The sequence below is a fragment of the Winogradskyella sp. Asnod2-B02-A genome, assembly GCF_045063645.1.
Taxonomy (GTDB): domain Bacteria; phylum Bacteroidota; class Bacteroidia; order Flavobacteriales; family Flavobacteriaceae; genus Winogradskyella.
The window spans coordinates 1,498,468-1,519,572 of sequence record NZ_JBEFOG010000027.1; the positions used below are offsets into that span (position 1 = coordinate 1,498,468).

A 21,105-nucleotide genomic window follows, 5' to 3' on the forward strand; every position below is an offset into this window, starting at 1 on the left:
ATTGAACGTTTTTTAAGTGTTCTTTCAAGATTTACCTAATTAACTCATGTTATCTAGACGGCAGAAACATATTCTTCTTAAATTTTTCAGCCTGTTTTCAGTAGTAAGAGGTTACAATATTCTAGTTATTGTCATTGCACAATATTTAGCTTCGGTTTATATTTTTGCGCACCACAAACCGTTAAAATCCGTTTTGTTAGATGTTAATTTGCTGATGCTTGTACTGGCATCTTCAGCTACAATTGCTTCGGGTTATATCATTAATAATTTTTACGATTCCGAAAAAGACTTAATCAACAAACCAAGAAAAACGATGTTAGATCGTTTGGTGAGTCAAAACACAAAACTATCCTTTTATTTTGTACTTAATTTTGTAGCAGTTGTTTTTGCAAGTTATGTCTCGTTTAAAGCGGTTATCTTTTTTGCCGTTTATATTTTTGCGATTTGGTTTTATTCACATCGATTAAAAAAACTACCAATTATTGGAAATATGGTTTCTGCGATATTAACAGTAACCCCATTTTTTGTCATATTTATTTATTACCAAAATTTCGAAAAAGTGGTTTTTGCACATGGTATATTTTTGTTTTTATTAATCTCTATGCGAGAACTCACCAAGGATTTAGAAAATATAAAAGGGGATTTGGCTCTAAATTATAGGACTGTTCCTGTGGTTTATGGTGAAAAAATATCTAAACGTATGCTTACTGTTGTGGCAGTTTTAACTATGATTTCGGCTGTCTTATTGATTTTATTTTTTAAAATTGGCCACATGTATTATTACTTTTATCTCAGTATAGTCTTATTGCTTGTTTATCTTATTATTTTACTGAAATCGAGTAATAAAACCCATTACTTAACGCTTCATAATATTTTAAAATTTATAATTGTAGCAGGTGTGTTTTCTATATTGCTTATAGATGTTTCAGTTGTTTTAAACCGTATTTAAATGAATTCTACGTTAAAAATTGCAATGGCTCAAATTGCACCAGTTTGGTTAGATAAAAAGGCTACTTTACAAAAAATTGAAAATTCCATAAGAGATGCAGCAAACCAAGATTGCGAGCTTATAGTTTTTGGTGAAGCCTTATTGCCAGGTTATCCGTTTTGGCTTGCTTTAACAGGAGGTGCAGAATGGGATAAAAAAGTAAACAAAGAATTACACGCACATTATGTGAGGAATTCTATTTGTATTGAAAAAGGTGAATTAGATGCAGTTTGTAGCTTAGCTAAACTAAATAAAATAGCTATTTATTTGGGGATTATGGAACGGCCAACGGATAGAGGAGGTCATAGTATTTATGCGTCTTTGGTTTATATCAATGAAGAAGGAAAAGTAAAATCCGTACATAGAAAATTACAACCAACTTATGATGAGCGCTTAACTTGGGCACCAGGAGATGGTAATGGATTAAAGGTGCATCCACTTAAAGATTTTACTGTTGGTGGTCTTAATTGCTGGGAAAATTGGATGCCTTTGCCTCGAACAGCTTTATATGGGCAAGGTGAGAATTTACATATAGCCGTTTGGCCAGGTAGTGATCATAATACTAAAGATATTACACGTTTTATAGCTAGAGAATCACGTTCTTATGTGGTTTCGGTGTCAAGTTTGATGTCTAAATCTGATTTCCCTAAAAATACACCTCATTTAGATGCTATTTTAAAAAATGCACCAGATAATTTAGCTAACGGAGGAAGTTGTATTGCAGGTCCGGATGGTGAATGGATTATTGAACCAGTTTTACATAAAGAAGGATTAATTATTCAAACTATAGATTTCAATCGTGTTTTAGAAGAGCGTCAAAACTTTGATGTGGTTGGTCATTATTCTCGACCAGATGTTACTAAGCTGACTGTAAACCGTGAACGACAAACTACTGTTGAAATTAAATAGTTAATGTCAACTTTTGTTTTACCTTTGCGAAAAATTACAACATGAGCAGAAATCAAGACGGCAAAGGAAAAGGAAAGATTACAGGAAGAGGAAATGCAAATAGCAAGACCAAAAGTTATGCTAGAGGAAATGCTCCTATAAAGAAGAATACACAAGCTGTAAAAAAATCATCTAATCCAGATGAGATGCGTTTAAACAAATATATAGGTAACTCTGGTATCTGTTCGCGACGCGAAGCTGATGAGAATATCGCTATAGGTTTAGTAACCGTTAATGGTAAGGTAGTCACTGAAATGGGTTATAAAGTAAAGCGTACGGACGAAGTAAGGTTTGATGGGCAACGTATTATGCCAGAACCAAGCGTTTATGTCTTACTAAATAAGCCAAAAGGTTTCGCTACAACTACAGCAGAAAGTAAAGGTAAAACTGTTATGGATTTAGTAGCTAATGCTACAAGTGCTAACATAAAACCCATAGGTCGTCTTGGTAGAAACTCTGTAGGTTTATTATTGTTTACAAATGATGATAAAGTAATGCAAAAATTCACCAATTCTAAAAATGGTGTGGCACGTTTATTTCAAGTTGAATTAGATAAGAATTTGAAATTTGAAGATCTCAAAAAGATTCAAGAAGGTTTTAAAGTAGATGGTAAATTAATTGCTGTTGAAGAGATTAGTTATATTAAAGATGAATCTAAAAACCATATTGGAATTAAAATAAAAAATACAGGAAATACTATTTTACATACCATCTTTGATAACCTTCACTACGATATTGTTAGAATTGATTGTGTAGCTATTGGTCATTTAACTAAGAAGGATATACCTCGTGGACATTGGAAACACTTAACTGAGCAAGAAATAAATACTTTAAAGATGCTCTAATAGCAAAATAGAGCAGTGAATTCAATATTAAGCACCTTACCGTTCATCGAATAAATGATTCATTTTGACGACTAGGTGTTAATTTTTTTCTATATTGCAGCCCCAAATAGAATTGAAAATTACCTACTTATGAAAAATGTAAGACTACTCTTAGTACTTTTGCTTATAGTAAACTGTACAACAGATTTAACTGATGATAATAATATCTCAGAAATTCCCACCCCAGAAACACTAAGTTGTGTTGATGATTTACCCCAAATTAGAATAACTAATAATGGAGTACACAGTTTTGATTTTCTAATTTACGATTTAGAAGATGATTATAATACATTGTATGATCAGAATATCTCAGTTTCTTTAGATAGTGATTGGATTGAAATGCCTAGCAATAGTATTGTAATTATAGCATCTAATGAGTATGATTACGGACAGAAAATTGAAGTAAACTTAGAGAATTGCGATGCTATTGAAGTCGTAATTGATGCTAACGATGATTTAACTTTTTTGTAATAAATCATTTTAAGCAATAGTTAGCTTTTTACTATTATAGTGAAAGTTAATTTGTGGCAATTTAAAGTATAATAAAACCTCAGGTCGATAATTTGATCTGAGGTTTTATAACTAACACTAACACAGTTTACGAAATACTGTTTTTTAATTGATGTTTATCCTCTCATTTTAATCATTTTTTGAATCATGTCGTAAATTTCGCGTAACTCAGTTTCACTCATTTCTCCCATTTCTTCATCATTTAGTGTCGCCTGTTTTTTCCACTCTTCAAAAGACATATTTTTAATTTTGTTTAAATCTTTATCTATGTCTTCTAGGTTGGCATCAAAATCAGAATCAATTTCAACATCACCAAATAAATTTTCTTGTTCTACAATAGTATAATCCGGAAGTTTAAAATGGCTTTTGTCTACTTCAATATTAAATTGAATATTTGTTGCTTCTTTAGTCGTTTTAATTCCCATTAAAGTACCAACCGATTTTAACGTAACACCTTTATATATCCATTGTTTAATACCCATTATTTCCCAAATATCACAGTCGAAATCTTTATAGGTTTCATTACCTGTTTTTTTTCCTCCAAGGGCTTTTAGCATTTCTTCTCCTGCTTCTCCAGCATCTGCGTTAGGTTGAAACTTTTTAGTTAATTGCATGGCAGGATCTTGTGTTTTATAGATTTTTTTCTGTTTAAAATCTACACTGTAACTATCTCCATTATCAAGTTTTTTTATGGTATGTGTGTCGGTTGTATTTGTTGATTTATTACCAAATACATTTGTTTTAGTGGTTTGAGTAAATTGTTCTTCAACTAATTCTAACGCACCATAATCTTTAAAATAAATATGTTCCGTACCACTACCTGTAATTTTACTTCCCATTACGTCGCCTGTAATGGTTATTTCATATTCTATGATACCAGAATTTACCTCGTAGCGTTTTAGTTTGTTGTTTTGCTGTTCTGTGTTTTCTGAAGCATCTGTAAGCGTATTGCTTTTAGTTTCATTGCAACCTAAAATAAGGAAGGCAAGAATAAATAGGTTAAACTTTTTCATTTGTTTAAGTTTAAAGATTATAATGGATTAGCCGTAACTTCTAATTCTGCAGTAACCTCAATATTGAAATTCATACCAATATCATTTGAAACAGTATTTCCAGTAATCCCAACTGTTGCACTTTTGTTGCTTTTAAGCAAATCTGCCATAGCGTTTAGTTTACTCACATCTGTGACCTCGAAAATAGTGCCTGCATCATAAGCGTCTTTTACATTAAATGATGCTGCGTCTTTTAAAGTGATGTTATCTGCATAAAAATCAACATCAACAGTCCCTTCTTCATTTCCTGTAAAACTGATAATTCTGTAAGTTAGTTTTGTGATTTTAACACCTTTAATTTTATCTAAATAATCGTGTGTGTCATTGTTGTCTATGCTTAAGACAACATATTCGTTTACTGTTTCTTGATCTTGGTCAACGTTTGCAACTATGGTTGCTTTTGCAGTAGTATCGAAATCTACATCTAGGAGGTCATCATCACAAGATGTAAATGCGAAACAAATAAGTAAAGCCGAAAAAATTTTTGCTGTAGTTTTCATAATATTTTTATTTAATTGATAATTTCTATTTTTCTAAATGCGGTTACTTTATTTCAACTTCAACGGTTATTGTACTTAAAGCATCTTCTGCATTCATCGTTTCATTTTTTAGTAAAAAGTATTCAAAAATGTGATGGTTGCCTTCTAAAGACATGCCTGTTATGCCTTGTTTATAAGGGGAATGGAGATTATTACCAGCATAGGTTCCTGAGTTACTGCCATCTCTGCGTGTAAGAATCCAACAACCTGAAGCATTTACCGCAGCTTCGTCAAAACTAACTTCTACACTTAAACCTTCACCTTTTTTTAGAGTAACTTTATTAGTAGTGGGTTGTAAAAGTTTAAATTTATAATTTACTTTAAAATTTGGATCTTTCATTTTTAATCGGATGATGCTTTCTTCAGAAATAGTAGTGTATTCTATATAAGAAACCTTGTTCTTGTCATCTACTAATAGGATAAATCCCTTTAAATCATCAAATCTTTTTTCTCTAACAAAAAACCACATATTGTCTTTTTTATAAAAGGTTTTTAGTTGTATATCAAACTTACTTATAGGTGAAAGATCATCTAAAACGTATTGGAAAAGTCTGGCATCATCTTCTGTTTTTAGTGTATATTTTTTTTGTAAACTTTTTAAAAATAGTGGCATTTCTAAAAGACCATCAACCGAAGCTTTTATATACTCGCCATTATTAGAGATCAACATAAATGGTATATTATTGGTGAAACTGTTACCTTCTTCTCCTTCCGTTACTTTTAAGTTGCATTTGTTAATTGAAAGCGTGGATATTTTGTTGAGCGAATAAAAATTTAGAGGTGTAATTTCAAATTCATAATTAACGTTATCTAACAAGTACTGATGCATAAATGCACTATCTTTTTTTGAAATAACAGCTCCGGAATCTGTATAGTCTATTACATTTCTAGATTGTAAAAGTGTTTCTGGTAACGTCTTTTTTAAGTCGTTTTCATAGATTATTGTAGCGATTTGTCCATTGTTTGCTGTTGTAACAACATAAGCCTTAGTCTCACCAAATCTTGTTTCTCTATTAAAATACCATGTGTTATCTGCTATAAAAAAACCTAAGCCACGTTCATTATCAAATAATTTTAATAAGGATTGAAAAGCTACACCATCATCTTCAGTTTTTAATTTAAACTTTTTCTCATTTAAACTTTTAATAAATGCGCTCGAGGCAAGCAAGTCGTTTCTGTCTTTAAAAGCAATTAGTTTATCTGCTATTTTAATAAAATACTGTAATTGTAATATGCTATGTCCATCTTGATAACTTGTACTAAATAGTAATTCGCTTTGATAGATGTCTGATGTAGTTACGTTTTGTAAAGCGCTACTAATTAGTATCGTATTTTTGTTTTGTAGAGTACTTTCTAAATAGTCTTTAATCTTTGTTTGTTCTGTTTGGTTTTGGGAAAAGACTGAAGTACTTATTACTAATGCTATGGATATAAGTAAAGCTTTCATTTTGATACTATTTTTTAATTTCTTCTAATTCAATTATTGAATATTCTACTTTGTCGAAAAGACCAATATCTTCACGGATTATTTTAGCATAGATGCCAGGTTTGTCTATTATCATCCAGTATTTAACTTTAGCATCACCATCGAAACCCTCAAAAATTTCGCATTTAAATTCGCCTGCTGGTACTTTTATGGTTTCGGTTGTTACTAGTTTAAAAGGGCCTAATTCTTCTTGAGGAAAAAAGTCATTGTATTGATTGTATAAATCGCCTTTAACACGCTCCGAAAATTGCATGGTATCTTTTTTAGTGATACTTAAATTGGCTAAACTGATTCTTCTTTCTTCTGAATTCACATCTATTTTAGATAACAAAGTGTTGTAAGTAAAAGATGATGTATTAGGTATCAGTTTACTTTGCTTATATTTTAAATGGCTCACATGTTTTAATTCGTTTAGTAAGGCATCAAAGTCTTGCCAAGGTGATGAGTCGGTTGATTCTTCAGGGAAATCTTCAATAGTAAAAGTTAAACGTTCTATGGGTTTTGCAGTTGACTCTTTTTTGCCAATAATTTCTTTGCCATTTTTTTCTAAGATGAATTTATTTTCTGAAATTGTTTTTACGGTATTAAATCCTTTTATTAAACTAGTTCCGCCAAGAAATAAAATGGATTTTTCTTCAGGATTATAAATCCAAGTCCCTTTATAGGCTGCAGATCCTCCTCCAGAATATATTATGCTTATTAAGAAGGTATCTGGACGTTCAATTTTTAGTAATTGCGTTTGATCTAATTCATTTTCTATGGTCCATTCTCCTTCAATATTTAGTGAAGCATTATTTTTTTCTTTGTCTGCTAAATTAATCTTAGCATAATACAATTTAACACTACCTTGTTGTAATTGAAGTTTTTTAGGGGTAATTAAAATTATTTTAAAATTACCATCAAACTCTTTAACTTCAGTTGATTGCATTGTGATAAGTTCATTCTCTGAATCGTATTTCCAAGTGCCTAACTCTTGGTCCATAACTTCCATTTTACCATCTTCTTTAAAGTTTTGAGTAAACAGTGGGTTATCAACTTCGTCTCCTTGTTCTACTTTTGTCAATAGCCAATTGCCACTAATTTTTTCGTTTTGAGCATTAGTAAATCCTATAAATAAGATAAATATGGCAATTAATAGATGTGATTTTTTCATAATTTCTAAGCTTAATTTGTTTTTGATGATTTTTAGATTAAAAAGCAGGAGCACATACCCATTATTGATTAATAGCCCTTTACGTTTTTAGTATATACTCCTGCTTGCTCAAAACAATAAACGTCATGTATTATTATAGAAATTAGAGCTCTAGTTTTTTTAATCTATAACTTCCCAAGCTGTGGATTCTACATAGCCAGTTATAGTATAAACTTGTGCTTCCATTAGTTTGGTACAAGTACCTTGAAATGATATTTTACTAGCAGATGTACGTGTTAATGTGCCTGAGACTGTGCCATAATAGTCCGTTCCAGAAGAGATGTTAACTCCTGGGTCACTATCGGAATCCATCGTAATGTCGTCACCAATTATTGTTGGAAAACCTGAAACCATTATAGCTGTTTCGGTGCCTACACCAATAGAAACAGTATTTACATAGTTGCCTTGTGCATCCTTAATAAGACCTACTTCTGCATTGGTTGCTTGTTTGTAAAGCGCACCATCTAAATATATTTCAAAAGCTCCAGTGGCAAGTTGTGGTTCTGAGTTTGAGTCGTCATCACTGCTACATGAACTTAGTGTTACACTCAAGCCACTTAATAAAATGACGAATAAAATGATTGAATTTTTCATAATTTGTTGATTTGGTTATTATTTAAAATTTTCAGGTTTATTAATATATTTATGATTTTATCTTCAGTTTTTGGTATTCCTACTTTTGCATGATTTCATTAGCTTTAATCTGTAAATAAATGTCCGTTATTCTGTGTATAGCTCTAAAGTCCATACCCAATAACGAATATCATCGTCATCCAATCCAAGTAGTATTTGCAAAGGTTGTGTAAGAACTAATTCGTCACCACCTTGATTTAGTTGAGCTACAAAAGTCATTGCTCCTAAATTTGGGTGCATTGTTGTAATTACGTTATCATCTACTACAGTATAAGTGCCATTTTCTTCATATGTACTTACACCATTCTCAGTTTCATACATAGAGTAGCTGGTCTCAGTAAATGTTATGAAATAAGTGTCTTCCTCATTGAGGTCTCTATTTGTATACATACCATTGTTATCTTCTTGGAGGTGTGTTACCATCCATTCACCAATAGTTAATTGTTCTTGTAAAGTTGGTTCTGTCTGTTCATCGTCATTATTATCACATGCGTTGAATGATAATATTAAACTTGATACTATTATTAATCCTAAAAACTTTTTCATGATTTGTGGATTTAATGGTTACTAAAATTTTACAAATTCTACACGTCTGTTGTTTGCTTTACCTTCAGGTGTGCTGTTATTATCTATTGGTTTACTTTCACCAAACCCATTAGATTTAAGTCGGTTTTTAGAAATGCCCATGGCTATTAATTTATCCATAACAGCTTTTCCTCTTGCTTTAGATAATTCCATGTTTGTGTCGTCGCCTCCATCAGCATCTGTATGGCCTTCTACGCTAAAATTTAGTTCTGGTTGTTTTTGCATTAGCTGGTATATCTTATTGATTGGACCCATGCTTTCAGCTTTTAAGGTGGCTTTATTAATGTCGAATTTTATACCGTTAACAATAATTTTACCTTCAGATAAAACTCTGTCATAGTATTTAACGCCACCTTTAGCGATACGGATATTTTTAATATATGTGGTTGAACCCGATTCTGAACGTATGGAAATACCTGTTGGGTTACCTTCTAGACGAGGAATGTTAATTAATCTAGTATCATCCATATAGGCTTTAAATTTACCCTTTGTATAAGCTATAGATATATGTCTCCACATAGGTACATCTACAACACCCCAATTAACATTTTCTCTACCTGGGTATCTCTTACTTGAATTTCCATATTCTAATCCATTTGGGTATAATTCTAAATCGGTAGTTTCACCACGTCTTTGATTTTTTTTATCAAAAAACTCGATCCAATATCTCTTATACTCTTGTTCTTCACCAAACCATACATCCATTTCTATTGTAAAAACTTCGGGTAAGTAATCTTCGCTTGAATTTTTTAAATAGGGAATTATTACACCACCATTGTCTAGATACATTATAACTGGTGTACCATTAAATTCGGCAATTTCAGCACCTCCTTTATATAAATCCCATCGGCTAGGGAACTCTCCGTTTTCTTCATTGTCACTTGGTCCATCTTCAAATATTACAGTATCTCCAGGGATAAAATCAAACTTACTCCAAACCACATTTGGTTTTATATTTTTTGTGTCTTCACTAGTTTTTTTGTTTTGATTAGAGTCGGTTTTTTTAGACTTTGTTTTTTCTGAAATACTATCGGTTTTCTTTGTGTCTTTGCCGTCTATGGCATCCTCGGCTTTGTCAAATTCTTTATCAATTTTTTTATTGATACGATTTTCTGCTCTTTTCTCGGCTTCGCGTTCTACTTTATCTTCTGCTTTCTTTTTTAGACGTTTTAAAATTTGCGCATTTGAGTATTGAGGTATTGCAATTAGCATACTTAATACCAACAGAAACTTAAATAGATGTTTAGAGCTTTTTTTTGAGTGTAAAGTTTTCATAATATCTGTTGTTAGTAACTTAAAGTTACGACAGTATTATGGTTGTTTTTTAGCTGAATTTGATTCTGCTACGGCTGAATTTGAATTCGCTAGTTTTGTAACTGTATTTGCGAATTTAATTTTTGATCTTTTAGACAATCGTAATAATTAATTACGCTATAATTTAATAAAAGCAATGCGTTGGTATACGAGAATACAAATTGTAAATGCACAAGCTTTATAGGTGTAAGCATTTTGAGAATAGTTGAAATTTTGTCTAATGAAAGGTTTAAGTAAGCCTATTACAATCGATCTAACAAGTCGATAAGGTTTTTTTTTTGGCGTGTTGAAATAGGAATTTCTTTTTTGTTTTTCATAATGATAAAACCATGATCCGTTTTATCTACTTTTTTAATGTGATTTAGGTTGACTAAATAAGACTGATGCGGTCTAAAAAATCCGTATTCTTTCAATAAACTCTCGTAATCTTTTAGGCTTTTTGAAACTAATATTTTTTCTCCATCTTTAAAATAAAACGTTGTATAACTATTATCGCTTTTACAAAAATGAATATCACTTATATCCACTATGTGCATTGAGTTTTGAGTGCGCAAAACTAGCTTTTTGTTTTGTAGTTCTTTTTTAAACGCATTCATTAAAATATTGAATTGCGATTCTGTATGTTCCTTACTTGCAATTGAATCAAGAGCACGTTGTATGGCTTCTTTAAATTCTATTTCGTTTACTGGTTTTAAAATATAGTCTATAGCGCTGAATTTTATGGCTTTAATGGCATAAGAATCAAAGGCTGTTATAAAAACAACTTTAAAATCGTAAGAGGGTAATTTTTGTAATAATTGAAAACCTGAGCCATCGGTTAATTCTATATCTAATAAAACCAAATCTGGATTTTCTTTTTGGATTAAATCAATGCCAGATTTAATGCAGTTGGCTGTGCCAACCTGTTTAATACTAGGGAAATACTCAGACAATAATTGGCTGTTTACTTCTTGCATGGCAGTTTCGTCGTCTATAATTATAGCTTTAATCATTATTCAAAATTGGGATATTAATCGTTATTCTTACACCTGTTTGATTGGGATATTTGTCATTTAAGTTTAAGATTTCGAACTTAAAATCTTTTTTATATTTCTGTCTTATTAGTTTTCTTCTGTTTTCAAAAATGGACATTGCCATAGATTTATAACCTCCTTTTATTTTACCTTCTGGAAATCCCTCACCATTATCTTCAATAATAAATTGAACCCAATCTTTTTTATCCGTTATTGTTATGTTTAAGATACCTCCACTATCAATGTTTTTGAAACCATGTTTTATAGCATTTTCAATAAAAGGCTGATTAAGCATTGGTGGAATTCGTATAAAATCTAAGTCTAAATGATCATCGTAATTAATTGAGTAAGTAAACTTGTTCTGTTTTCGCATTTTTTCTAATGCCATGTAGTTTTCTAACATGTTAATTTCATCTGCCAATGAGATCGTTTCGGCTGTAGAGTTGTTTAAAGTAGCGCGTGTTAAAGAGGCGAATTGCGACAGATATTGCGAAGCTTTACGAGCATCATTTTTTAACATGTAATTTTGAATAGAGCCTAAAGCATTGAATACAAAATGAGGATTCATTTGGGTTCTTAGTACTTGCAAGCGCAAATTGTTTTGCTTTAATTCTGCCTGTTTATTTCTAATACTTACAATATATAGAATAAGAATTATTACCGTTATTAAAAAAGCAACGATAGCAATACCTGTGTTTATACCTTGATTTTTTAGTTCGTTTTCAGTAGTAAGTAACTCTATTTGTTGTTCTTTTTTTTCGGTTTCATATTTAGTTTCTAATTCTTCAATGCCTTTACGTACTTTATCATCTCGCAGTTTGTTTTCTAGAATTCTCAAAGAGTCGTTCCATTGAAAAGCAGCTTTGTAATCTAATAAATCAGCATTAAGCTCAGATAAGAGGCTGAGCGTTTTTTCATGCTCCATAGAGTAAAACCGAAGGTCATTTAATGTGGTATTTTTCATTACCAAATCTAGTGCTTTTTGCTCCTGTCCTAATAAGCGGTAGAGTTCTGCTTTACTATTGTTGCTAGATATAATTTCGTAAGGAAACCCAAGATAGCGTTCAGATTCTAGTAATAGTTCTAAAGCTTTTTTGGGTTGATTAAGGGTTTTGTATATGTCAGAGCTATTTCCTAAAGCAGCACTTATACCTTTGCTGAAACCTACTTGTTTGCTTATCACTAAAAGTGAATCAAAATAGATCAGTGCTTTTTTGTGGTCTCCTTTTCGTACTGCAATAGAACCTAAGTTATTATATATTTTAGCAATATCTCCAAACGAAGCACAATTTTCTACATCTTTTAATTTGTAGGCTTTTTGAATGTAGTACTCCCATTTTTCAACATTATCTGTTTCTTTAAAAATTGTAGCCATAGCAACATAATGGTAGCAGATACGTTCCCAGTCTTTAGCTGTTTCTTTAATTTTTAAAGCATTAAGGGCATATTTTATGGCTTTGTTGTAATCACCTAAGTAATTATAATTAGAAGCTAAATTCATGCTTATTTTTGCCATTTCGCTGCTGTCTTGTGCTATTGTGGCACTTTTGTAGGCTAAGATGTAAGTGTCAATAGAGGATTGATAAATACCAACTTGCCAATAAACGTTAGCTAAATAATTGTTGAATTCTGCTATTTGTACATCATTGTTTATTTCTTTCGCGATGTTTATAGCCAGTTTTAAGTAATCTATTGATGCTTCTTTTTCACCGCTGTTATTTAGATATTGTCCATACTCAAAATATGCTGAGGCTATTTTTAAACTGTCATTAGCCGCTTTGTCTATTTTATTTTTAAGCTGAATTTTAGCAGAGTCTTGTACAGTGCTAATGATTTTATTTTTATATAAATTAGTGCTAGCACTAATTTTAAAATTGGCAACGTTGAGACTGTATGAACTTGTGAAAGCAAGAAGATAAAAGAAGAAAAGTGATATGTATAATCTATACGTCATACTACGTATGTCTTTCTCTCTCAAAGTTAAGATTTTTATGTCTTAAATTTTAACTTTTGTAGGAATATTATTGAATTAATAGTGCTTTTTTTTAACGTGAAATAAGCAATTATTATCGCTTAGGTTTATTCTGTTTAAGTGTTTGTTTATTAGTGGTTTATTTGCTAAAATATATGGCTTTTAAAATTTTTTCAAAAAAAATAAAAAAAAGTTCTGTGTATTAAAAAATAATTTACATTTGTAATGAAATTGGTGACCGTCTAACAAGACTTTAAAACCAGTTTTAGCTGAACAATTGAAACATGTTTATATGTTCGGGTTCTTGAAAATTAGGAAGTCATATTCAAGAGCAGCTTACAGGTTAAGTAACCGAATTTTAGAGCTAACTTCCGCTTCTACGATTGCTGCTAGCCAGCATATTTATGGTTTTGTACCTACTACACAAAGCCAGATTCAGGTATGATATAACGTAACCTTAGTATAGTTTACGAATATATTTTTTTAAAACCTTGAATTTTTTACAAACAACATGAACAATAAATACATTGATCTCATCGATCAATCCTTTCACTTTCCACAAGAAGAATTTAAACTTGAGGACAAAGAGCTGCATTTCCATGATATAGACCTAATGAAATTGGTTGAAGACTATGGTGTGCCTTTAAAATTCACTTATTTACCACAGATATCTAACAATATTCAGCGCGCTAAAACTTGGTTTGCAGATGCGTTTAAAAAGCATAATTACAAAGGCAAATACAATTATTGCTATTGCACTAAAAGTTCGCATTTTAAGCATGTCTTAGATGAAGCGTTAACCAATGATATTCATATAGAAACATCTTCGGCTTTTGATATTGATATTGTAAAAGCTCTTAAAAAAGAAGGTAAAATCACAGACAAAACTTATGTGCTTAGCAATGGTTTTAAACGTGAGCAATACATTACAAATATTGCAGACCTTATTAATGATGGTCACAAAAATGCCATTCCTATTATAGATAATTACGAAGAAATAGATTTATTATCTCAAGAGATTAAAGGCAAATTTAAAGTTGGGATTAGAATCGCATCAGAAGAAGAACCAAAGTTTGAATTCTATACCTCTCGTTTGGGAATAGGTTACAAGAATATTGTACCGTTTTACAAGAATCAAATTCAAGACAATAAAAAAGTTGAACTTAAAATGTTACACTTCTTTATTAATACAGGGATTAGAGATAATGCTTATTATTGGAACGAATTACACAAATGTTTAAAGGTGTATACGGCTTTAAAAAGAATATGTCCAACCTTAGATAGTTTGAATATTGGAGGAGGTTTTCCTATTAAAAACTCATTGGCTTTTGATTTTGATTATGCCTATATGGTAGATGAAATTGTAAATCAAATAAAGTTAGTTTGTGAAGAAGAAGAGGTTGCTGTGCCAAATATTTTTACTGAATTCGGTAGCTTTACTGTAGGTGAGAGTGGTGGAGCCATTTATAAAATCTTATATCAAAAGCAACAAAACGATCGTGAAAAATGGAACATGATTAATTCATCTTTCATTACCACATTGCCAGATACTTGGGCTATAAATAAACGCTTTATTATGTTGCCAATTAACCGTTGGCAAGACAGTTACGAGCGCGTGCTTTTAGGTGGTTTAACTTGTGATAGTGATGATTATTATAATAGCGAGCAACATACCAATGCTATTTATTTACCAAAATACAACAAGGACAAACCTTTATATATTGGCTTTTTTAATACAGGAGCTTACCAAGAAACCATTGGTGGTTTTGGAGGTTTGCAACACTGTTTAATTCCAACACCAAAACATATTTTAATTCAACGAGATGCCGAAGGAAATTTAAATACTAAAGTATTTGCGGAACAACAAAAGAGCGAGAATTTGTTAGGTATTTTAGGTTATGAAACTGAAAATAAGGTCGAAACGGCTAAGAAAATTTTAGAAAATAAAATTTAAAACAAAAGACGAAGTCCCTTATTTAAATTGTGCCTTTGAGGGGACTTTAGGGGTGTTTTTTTAATAAAATAAGTATAATTTAATAAGATTCCTGTTTTCACGGGAAAAGATTATGAAAACAAAAACTTACGCTGGTATTCCAGAAGAATTAGCAAAATTAGAAACTGCTAAAATCGTATTAATTCCTGTACCTTATGATGGTACAAGCACATGGCAAAAAGGAGCTGATAAAGGCCCTGATGCTTTTTTAGATGCTTCAGCAAATATGGAGCTTTATGATATTGAAACGGATTCTGAGGTGTATCAACAAGGAGTATTCCTAGCTGATGCTGTTACAGAAAACGCATCACCAGAAGCGATGGTTGAAGCGGTTCATCAAGCCACAAAAAAGTATATAAAGAAGAATAAATTTGTTACCATTTTTGGTGGAGAACATTCAGTGTCAATAGGGACGATTAGAGCTTTCAACGAAATGTTTGAAGATATTACCGTTTTACATATTGATGCACATGCTGATTTACGCGAAAGCTATGAAGGTACAACATGTAATCATGCTTGTGCGGTTTACGAAGCGAGCCAAACGACTAACTTAATACAAGTTGGTATTCGTTCTATGGATATCATTGAGAAAACTGTAATGGACGAAGACAAAACGTATTTTGCTCACGAAATGGCAGAAGATGATAGTTGGATGGATTCTGCAATCGATCAAATGACAGATAACGTATTTATTACATTCGATTTAGACGCATTTGATCCTTCTATTATGCCAAGCACAGGTACACCAGAACCAGGAGGATTATTATATTACGAAACATTAGAATTCTTAAAGCAAGTATTTGAAGAGAAGAATGTAGTTGGTTTTGATATTGTTGAATTATGTCCGAACGAAAACGATAAATCTTCAGACTTCTTAGCTGCAAAATTATATTATAAAATGTTGAGTTATAAATTTCAAGATCAAAATATAGAAGATGGTTTTGAAAGTAATTTTAATGATTCAGCAAACACAGGAAATAAAAAATCTAAATTCGATACAGAAGATGACTACTAATAAAGGAGAAATTTCAAAATTTATAGAAAAGTATTATTTACACTTTAATGCAGCAGCTTTGGTTGATGCAGCAAAGGGGTATGAGGATCAACTTAATTCTGGAGCAAAGATGTTAGTGTCTTTAGCTGGTGCAATGAGTACTGCAGAATTAGGAAAGATATTCGCTGAAATGATCCGTAAGGATAAGGTGCAAATTGTGTCTTGTACTGGAGCAAATTTAGAAGAAGATATTATGAATTTAGTAGCACATTCGCATTATAAGCGTGTGCCAAATTATAGAGATTTAACACCTCAAGATGAATGGGAATTGTTAGAAAAAGGTCTAAATCGTGTAACTGATACGTGTATTCCAGAAGAGGAAGCTTTTAGAAGAATCCAAGAACATATTGTTAAAATATGGATGGATGCGGAAGCTAAAGGCGAACGTTATTTGCCACATGAATATATGTACAAATTATTATTATCGGGTGTTTTAGAAGAGCATTACGAAATAGATTTGAAAGACTCTTGGATGTATGCTGCAGCAGAAAAAAACCTTCCTATTGTTTGTCCAGGTTGGGAAGACAGTACTATGGGTAATATTTTTGCAAGCTACGTGCTTAAAGGTGAATTAAAAGCAAGCACTATGAAATCTGGAATTGAGTATATGACATTTTTAGCAGATTGGTACACAGATAATTCTGAAAATGGTATTGGTTTCTTCCAAATAGGAGGAGGTATTGCAGGAGATTTTCCTATTTGCGTCGTACCAATGTTATACCAAGACATGGAACGTACAGATACACCTTTTTGGAGCTATTTCTGCCAAATTAGTGATAGTACTACGAGCTATGGATCGTATTCTGGAGCCGTACCAAATGAAAAAATCACTTGGGGAAAACTAGATATTAATACGCCAAAATTTATTATTGAAAGTGATGCGACCATTGTGGCGCCACTAATTTTTGCTTATCTCTTAGATATGTAATCATGGACGATCAGAAGATTGAAAATATAGAATTAAAATACTTAACTGTTGACGATTTTGAAGAATTAAAATCAGCAACACTAGAGTCTTATGGAGGCGTTTTAGATTCCTATTGGAAAAAACACCACATAGAACGATTAACGTCAATTTTTCCGCAAGGACAAGTTGTTATAAAAATTGATGGTGTTATAGCAGGTTCTGCATTATCACTCATTGTAGATTATGATAAAATAGACGACAACCACACTTATGCAGATATTATTGAAGGGGAAACGTTTAAAAACCATGATCCTTATGGTGATGTTTTATATGGTATAGATGTTTTTATTAAGCCAGAATTTAGAGGTTTACGTTTAGGACGACGTTTATATGATTATAGAAAAGAAATCTGTGAAAACTTAAACTTAAAAGGGATTGTTTTTGGTGGTAGAATGCCAAATTTCCATAAACATAAGGAACTGACACCGAAGGAATATATAGAAAAAGTAAAACATAAAGAGATTCATGATCCGGTTTTAAATTTTCAGATTTCTAATGATTTTCATCCTGTAAGAGTGTTAAAAGGCTATTTAGAAGGAGATACAGCTTCAAACGAATATGCCGTTTTTATGGAATGGGATAATATTTATTATACTAAGAAAAGAAAAAGAGCCAGTAGCGTAAAATCTATAGTAAGATTAGGTTTAATTCAATGGCAAATGCGTCCTTATAATACTTTAGAGGATTTAATGCAACAAGTAGAATTTTTTGTAGATAGTGTTTCTGCATATCGTTCTGACTTTGCTTTATTTCCTGAGTTTTTTAATGCACCATTAATGGCTAAGTATAATCAATTACACGAGCCAGAAGCTATTAGAGAATTAGCAAAATATACTAGTGCTATTGTAGAAAAAATGCAACAACTTTCTATATCTTATAACATCAATATTATTACGGGTAGTATGCCAGAACTTATTGATAATAATTTATATAATGTTGGTTATTTATGTCGTAGAGATGGTAGTTTAGAACGTTATGAAAAACTTCATGTTACACCAGACGAAGCAAAAGTTTGGGGTATGCAACGTGGTAATAAACTGCAAACATTTCAAACTGATGCAGGTAAAATAGGAATTCTTATATGTTATGATTCTGAATTTCCTGAGTTATCAAGATTATTGTCTGATGAGGGCATGGATATTTTATTCATTCCATTTTTAACAGATACACAAAATGGGTATTCTCGTGTTCGCTTATGTGCGCAAGCAAGAGCAATTGAAAACGAGTGCTATGTCGCCATTGCAGGTAGTGTGGGTAATTTACCTAATGTAAATAATATGGATATTCAATACGCACAATCAGCCGTGTTTACTCCATGTGATTTTTCTTTTCCTAACAATGGTATAAAAGCAGAAGCAACAACAAATACAGAAATGATATTAGTTGCTGATGTGGATTTGAGCCTTTTAAGAGAATTACATGCCTTTGGAGCTGTGAAAAATTTAAAAGATCGAAGAAAAGATTTTTATGATGTTATACGAGTAAACAAATAAGTATTATATTTAAAAAAAAAATAGCTTCAGAAATATTATTAGAAAATGAAACCAAAAGACGCACATTTAAAACGAGTTATAGTTGATTTTAAAAAATTAACACCAGAAATTTTAGCACTTCTGGTAGAGAAATATCCAGATGGATATGACGATGATAATGTTATATCGTTTAAAAATGCAAAAAATGAAACAGTCGAAGCAGTTGAAGTTACTACAGAAGATACCAAGTATTTGGTTAAAGTAAGTACTAAGCTAGAGCAAACGATGGAAAATTATGACGAAGAGGATTATGAAGACTTTGAAGATGATGATCCAGATGCTGTAGTTGATCCAGATTTAGAACCAGGAGCTGACGACGATGATTTTGAACTAGATACGGAATAATTATTATTCAAGTTTTGTAATTTACTGTAAGAATTCAATTCGTCTGTTTTAGAACAAAAAAGACGAGTTGAATTCTAAATTAAAATATTATTAATTTTAAATGGTTGAATTATGGATACATCATTTCACATGTCTTTGCCATGTTTAAGTGTAGAAGAAACTAAAGACTTTTACATTAATAACATTGGTGCTACTCTAGGAAGAACTAGCGAATATTGGTTAGATATAAATTTATTTGGTCACCAACTGACATTTATTCAAGCCGAAAAATTTCATTTTAATAGTCCAAATTATGTTTTTGAAGGTAAAATGTTACCATCATTTCATTTTGGAGTGATAGTAAGTGTTGCAAAATGGGAGGAACTCTACGCAAGACTTAATAGTGCAAATTTAGAAGTGGTAACTCAAACCACATTTTTAAAAGATAAAACAGGCGAGCATTTGTCGTTTTTTATCAATGATCCTAATGATTATATGTTAGAATTTAAGAGTTTTAAAACCCCTAAGGATATGTTTAAATCTTAAAATGTTTCCCGTTGTTGCTTATCAAATAGCAAACACTATCAACATTAAAGCTAGCAAACAACAACTACAGTGGCAATTGTTGTTTCAAGATAGTGATGAACTTTTTTATTCGAGTTCAAATCATAAATACATTTACTTATTTCATTATGGAATTATTAGCTTTTTCAATATGTCTAATGATGAAATTGATAAGGCATTAACGTTAATTCAACCTTATTGTGATAATTATTTTTCTGAAAAAATCACAGAAGAACTTAGTGTTGTCATTCAGCCAAATACGCTCGAAGTTAATTTTGAAAGCACAATACTGCCAGAATTAAATAGTGAAATGATTAGGTTGGTCATGTTAAATACTACACAATCTGTAGCTTTAGATCGATATTCTGAAATTACCGAAGCGCTAATTAGTGAGACTAACGAACATACTAAGTATCTTGAGAATAATGGGAAATTAGATATTTCAGGAAATAAATTAAAGCGGTTTATTGGAAAAATATTGAATATAAAAAACAAAATTTCCGAGAACTTATACATCTTTGATTCTCCAGATAGTACTTGGGAAGATGAGCAGTTAAACAAACTTAATATAGAGCTAAAAAAGACTTTTGATTTAAAAGATCGTTACCACTTAATTCATAATAGAATTGAAATAATAAAGGAGAATTTAGAGCTTTTTAAAGATATTTTGGACCATAGAGAAAGTAGTCGGTTAGAATGGATTATAATCATATTAATCCTTGTTGAAGTCGTAGATATGTTTATCCTAAAACTATTCTGAAATTAGAAAAAAGAACATAGAAAACGTACCACAGAAGTTATAACCAGGAAGGTTATAATCTAAAAGCATTTGGGCTTGAGGTGGCAAAATCCCAAAACTCTAAATTAGTATAATAATACATTTAAATTTTATATAAAATGAAAAACAAACAATTTATACTGGCATTTATATGCTCTGTATTTGTAATTGGAGCCAATGCAATTTCTTTATCAAATGGAGATATTCAAAATAAGAAAAAAGTAACAACAATGGCCGTTTTCGATGGTTACGATGCAGATGATGGCTACGCTTTTGTGATTAGAGAGGATGAAAACGATGAAGACAGTGAAGAAACAATCTACTTTACAGAAATTACAGATGCAGCTTTAAAAGCTGGGAATCTAAAATCTGAAGATATGATTGGTAAACGTTTTGAAATTACTTATGAGATTTCCGAATATGAAGTAGAAGACGAAAATGGTTACACAGAAACTTTTGAGAGTTTTAAAATACTCGAAGTAAAAAAAATGTAAAATAATAGTGTCTCAAATGAGTTTGAGACCAGAAATTTAATAACTATTATGTTATTAAAAATGGGCTACTAGGTTTCTGGTGGCCTATTTTTATGTTCAATTTTAAGCAGAACTAGTCATTAACATACATTTTTCGTGTTATTTTAGAAAATATCCTCTAGAAAAGAGTGACTTTTTAATACAATTGGTGTTATATTAATATAGATATAACCGAAAAAGGAGAAGTAGTTAGTTCAAAATATCAAGAACTGTTACTTTTGCGCAATTTTTACCCTAACACTCA

At 31.3% G+C, this 21,105-nt stretch carries 21 protein-coding genes; 12 read left to right on the forward strand and 9 right to left on the reverse strand.

Annotated features, from left to right (window positions below; all coding sequences use genetic code 11):
* Positions 1-46: 46 nt before the first annotated feature.
* The 4 genes from ACJJVO_RS14535 to ACJJVO_RS14550 all read left to right on the forward strand — a co-directional run bounded on the left by ACJJVO_RS14535 (position 47) and on the right by ACJJVO_RS14550 (position 3,291).
* Positions 47-949, forward strand: coding sequence for a geranylgeranylglycerol-phosphate geranylgeranyltransferase (locus ACJJVO_RS14535; protein ID WP_405575382.1), 903 nt, complete (start codon positions 47-49; stop codon positions 947-949).
* Complete coding sequence (locus ACJJVO_RS14540; RefSeq protein ID WP_405575384.1) at positions 950-1,897, forward strand: carbon-nitrogen hydrolase family protein; 948 nt, start codon at positions 950-952, stop codon at positions 1,895-1,897. It abuts the gene before it with no gap.
* A 41-nt stretch (positions 1,898-1,938) separates the two neighbouring features.
* Positions 1,939-2,781 (forward strand): pseudouridine synthase, encoded by an 843-nt coding sequence (locus tag ACJJVO_RS14545; protein ID WP_405575386.1) that lies wholly within the window; start codon positions 1,939-1,941, stop codon positions 2,779-2,781.
* Positions 2,782-2,910: 129 nt separating this feature from the next.
* The gene (locus tag ACJJVO_RS14550; RefSeq protein ID WP_405575388.1) at positions 2,911-3,291 is read left to right on the forward strand and encodes a hypothetical protein; all 381 of its coding nucleotides are present in this window, start codon (positions 2,911-2,913) and stop codon (positions 3,289-3,291) included.
* Between the two features lie 155 nt (positions 3,292-3,446).
* Here ACJJVO_RS14550 and ACJJVO_RS14555 read toward each other — a convergent pair whose 3' ends face one another.
* From ACJJVO_RS14555 to ACJJVO_RS14595, 9 genes are all read right to left on the reverse strand, one after another.
* Positions 3,447-4,343 (reverse strand): hypothetical protein, encoded by an 897-nt coding sequence (locus ACJJVO_RS14555; RefSeq protein ID WP_405575390.1) that lies wholly within the window; start codon positions 4,341-4,343, stop codon positions 3,447-3,449.
* A 17-nt stretch (positions 4,344-4,360) separates the two neighbouring features.
* Positions 4,361-4,882, reverse strand: a complete 522-nt coding sequence (locus ACJJVO_RS14560) for a hypothetical protein (RefSeq protein WP_405575392.1) — start codon at positions 4,880-4,882, stop codon at positions 4,361-4,363.
* A gap of 43 nt (positions 4,883-4,925) precedes the next feature.
* Entirely contained in the window at positions 4,926-6,368 is a 1,443-nt protein-coding gene (locus ACJJVO_RS14565) for a hypothetical protein (RefSeq protein WP_405575394.1), read from the reverse strand.
* Between the two features lie 7 nt (positions 6,369-6,375).
* Positions 6,376-7,560, reverse strand: coding sequence for a hypothetical protein (locus ACJJVO_RS14570; protein ID WP_405575396.1), 1,185 nt, complete (start codon positions 7,558-7,560; stop codon positions 6,376-6,378).
* A 159-nt stretch (positions 7,561-7,719) separates the two neighbouring features.
* Positions 7,720-8,193 (reverse strand): hypothetical protein, encoded by a 474-nt coding sequence (locus ACJJVO_RS14575; RefSeq protein WP_405575398.1) that lies wholly within the window; start codon positions 8,191-8,193, stop codon positions 7,720-7,722.
* 126 nt (positions 8,194-8,319) lie between these two features.
* On the reverse strand, positions 8,320-8,778 hold the full coding sequence (locus tag ACJJVO_RS14580; RefSeq protein WP_405575400.1) for a lipocalin family protein: 459 nt from the start codon (positions 8,776-8,778) through the stop codon (positions 8,320-8,322).
* Between the two features lie 21 nt (positions 8,779-8,799).
* Positions 8,800-10,092, reverse strand: coding sequence for an OmpA family protein (locus ACJJVO_RS14585; RefSeq protein ID WP_405575401.1), 1,293 nt, complete (start codon positions 10,090-10,092; stop codon positions 8,800-8,802).
* Between the two features lie 281 nt (positions 10,093-10,373).
* Positions 10,374-11,123, reverse strand: coding sequence for a LytR/AlgR family response regulator transcription factor (locus ACJJVO_RS14590; RefSeq protein ID WP_405575403.1), 750 nt, complete (start codon positions 11,121-11,123; stop codon positions 10,374-10,376).
* Positions 11,116-13,098 carry a histidine kinase gene (locus ACJJVO_RS14595; RefSeq protein WP_405575405.1) on the reverse strand — a complete coding sequence of 661 codons (1,983 nt, stop codon included), beginning with the start codon at positions 13,096-13,098 and terminating at the stop codon, positions 11,116-11,118. The genes ACJJVO_RS14590 and ACJJVO_RS14595 overlap by 8 nt, the downstream gene beginning before the upstream one ends.
* A 529-nt stretch (positions 13,099-13,627) precedes the next feature.
* On the opposite strand from ACJJVO_RS14595, the gene ACJJVO_RS14600 reads away from it, so the two are divergent.
* The 8 genes from ACJJVO_RS14600 (at position 13,628) to ACJJVO_RS14635 (ending at position 20,822) form a co-directional block, all read left to right on the forward strand.
* Entirely contained in the window at positions 13,628-15,070 is a 1,443-nt protein-coding gene (locus ACJJVO_RS14600) for an arginine decarboxylase (RefSeq protein ID WP_405575407.1), read from the forward strand.
* A gap of 112 nt (positions 15,071-15,182) precedes the next feature.
* On the forward strand, positions 15,183-16,124 hold the full coding sequence (speB, locus tag ACJJVO_RS14605) for an agmatinase (protein ID WP_405575409.1): 942 nt from the start codon (positions 15,183-15,185) through the stop codon (positions 16,122-16,124).
* Complete coding sequence (locus ACJJVO_RS14610) at positions 16,114-17,091, forward strand: deoxyhypusine synthase family protein (RefSeq protein WP_405575411.1); 978 nt, start codon at positions 16,114-16,116, stop codon at positions 17,089-17,091. Before speB ends, ACJJVO_RS14610 begins: the two co-directional genes overlap by 11 nt.
* Positions 17,092-17,093: 2 nt before the next feature.
* Positions 17,094-18,623 (forward strand): bifunctional GNAT family N-acetyltransferase/carbon-nitrogen hydrolase family protein, encoded by a 1,530-nt coding sequence (locus ACJJVO_RS14615; RefSeq protein WP_405575413.1) that lies wholly within the window; start codon positions 17,094-17,096, stop codon positions 18,621-18,623.
* A 45-nt stretch (positions 18,624-18,668) separates the two neighbouring features.
* On the forward strand, positions 18,669-19,007 hold the full coding sequence (locus ACJJVO_RS14620) for a hypothetical protein (RefSeq protein ID WP_115815927.1): 339 nt from the start codon (positions 18,669-18,671) through the stop codon (positions 19,005-19,007).
* 111 nt (positions 19,008-19,118) lie between these two features.
* Positions 19,119-19,532, forward strand: coding sequence for a VOC family protein (locus ACJJVO_RS14625; protein WP_405575415.1), 414 nt, complete (start codon positions 19,119-19,121; stop codon positions 19,530-19,532).
* 1 nt (position 19,533) lies between these two features.
* Positions 19,534-20,310: an RMD1 family protein gene (locus ACJJVO_RS14630; protein WP_405575417.1), complete on the forward strand. Its 777-nt coding sequence runs from the start codon at positions 19,534-19,536 to the stop codon at positions 20,308-20,310.
* A gap of 137 nt (positions 20,311-20,447) precedes the next feature.
* A complete protein-coding gene (locus tag ACJJVO_RS14635; RefSeq protein WP_405575419.1) occupies positions 20,448-20,822 on the forward strand; it encodes a hypothetical protein in 375 nt (124 codons plus the stop codon).
* The last annotated feature ends 283 nt before the right edge of the window (positions 20,823-21,105 follow it).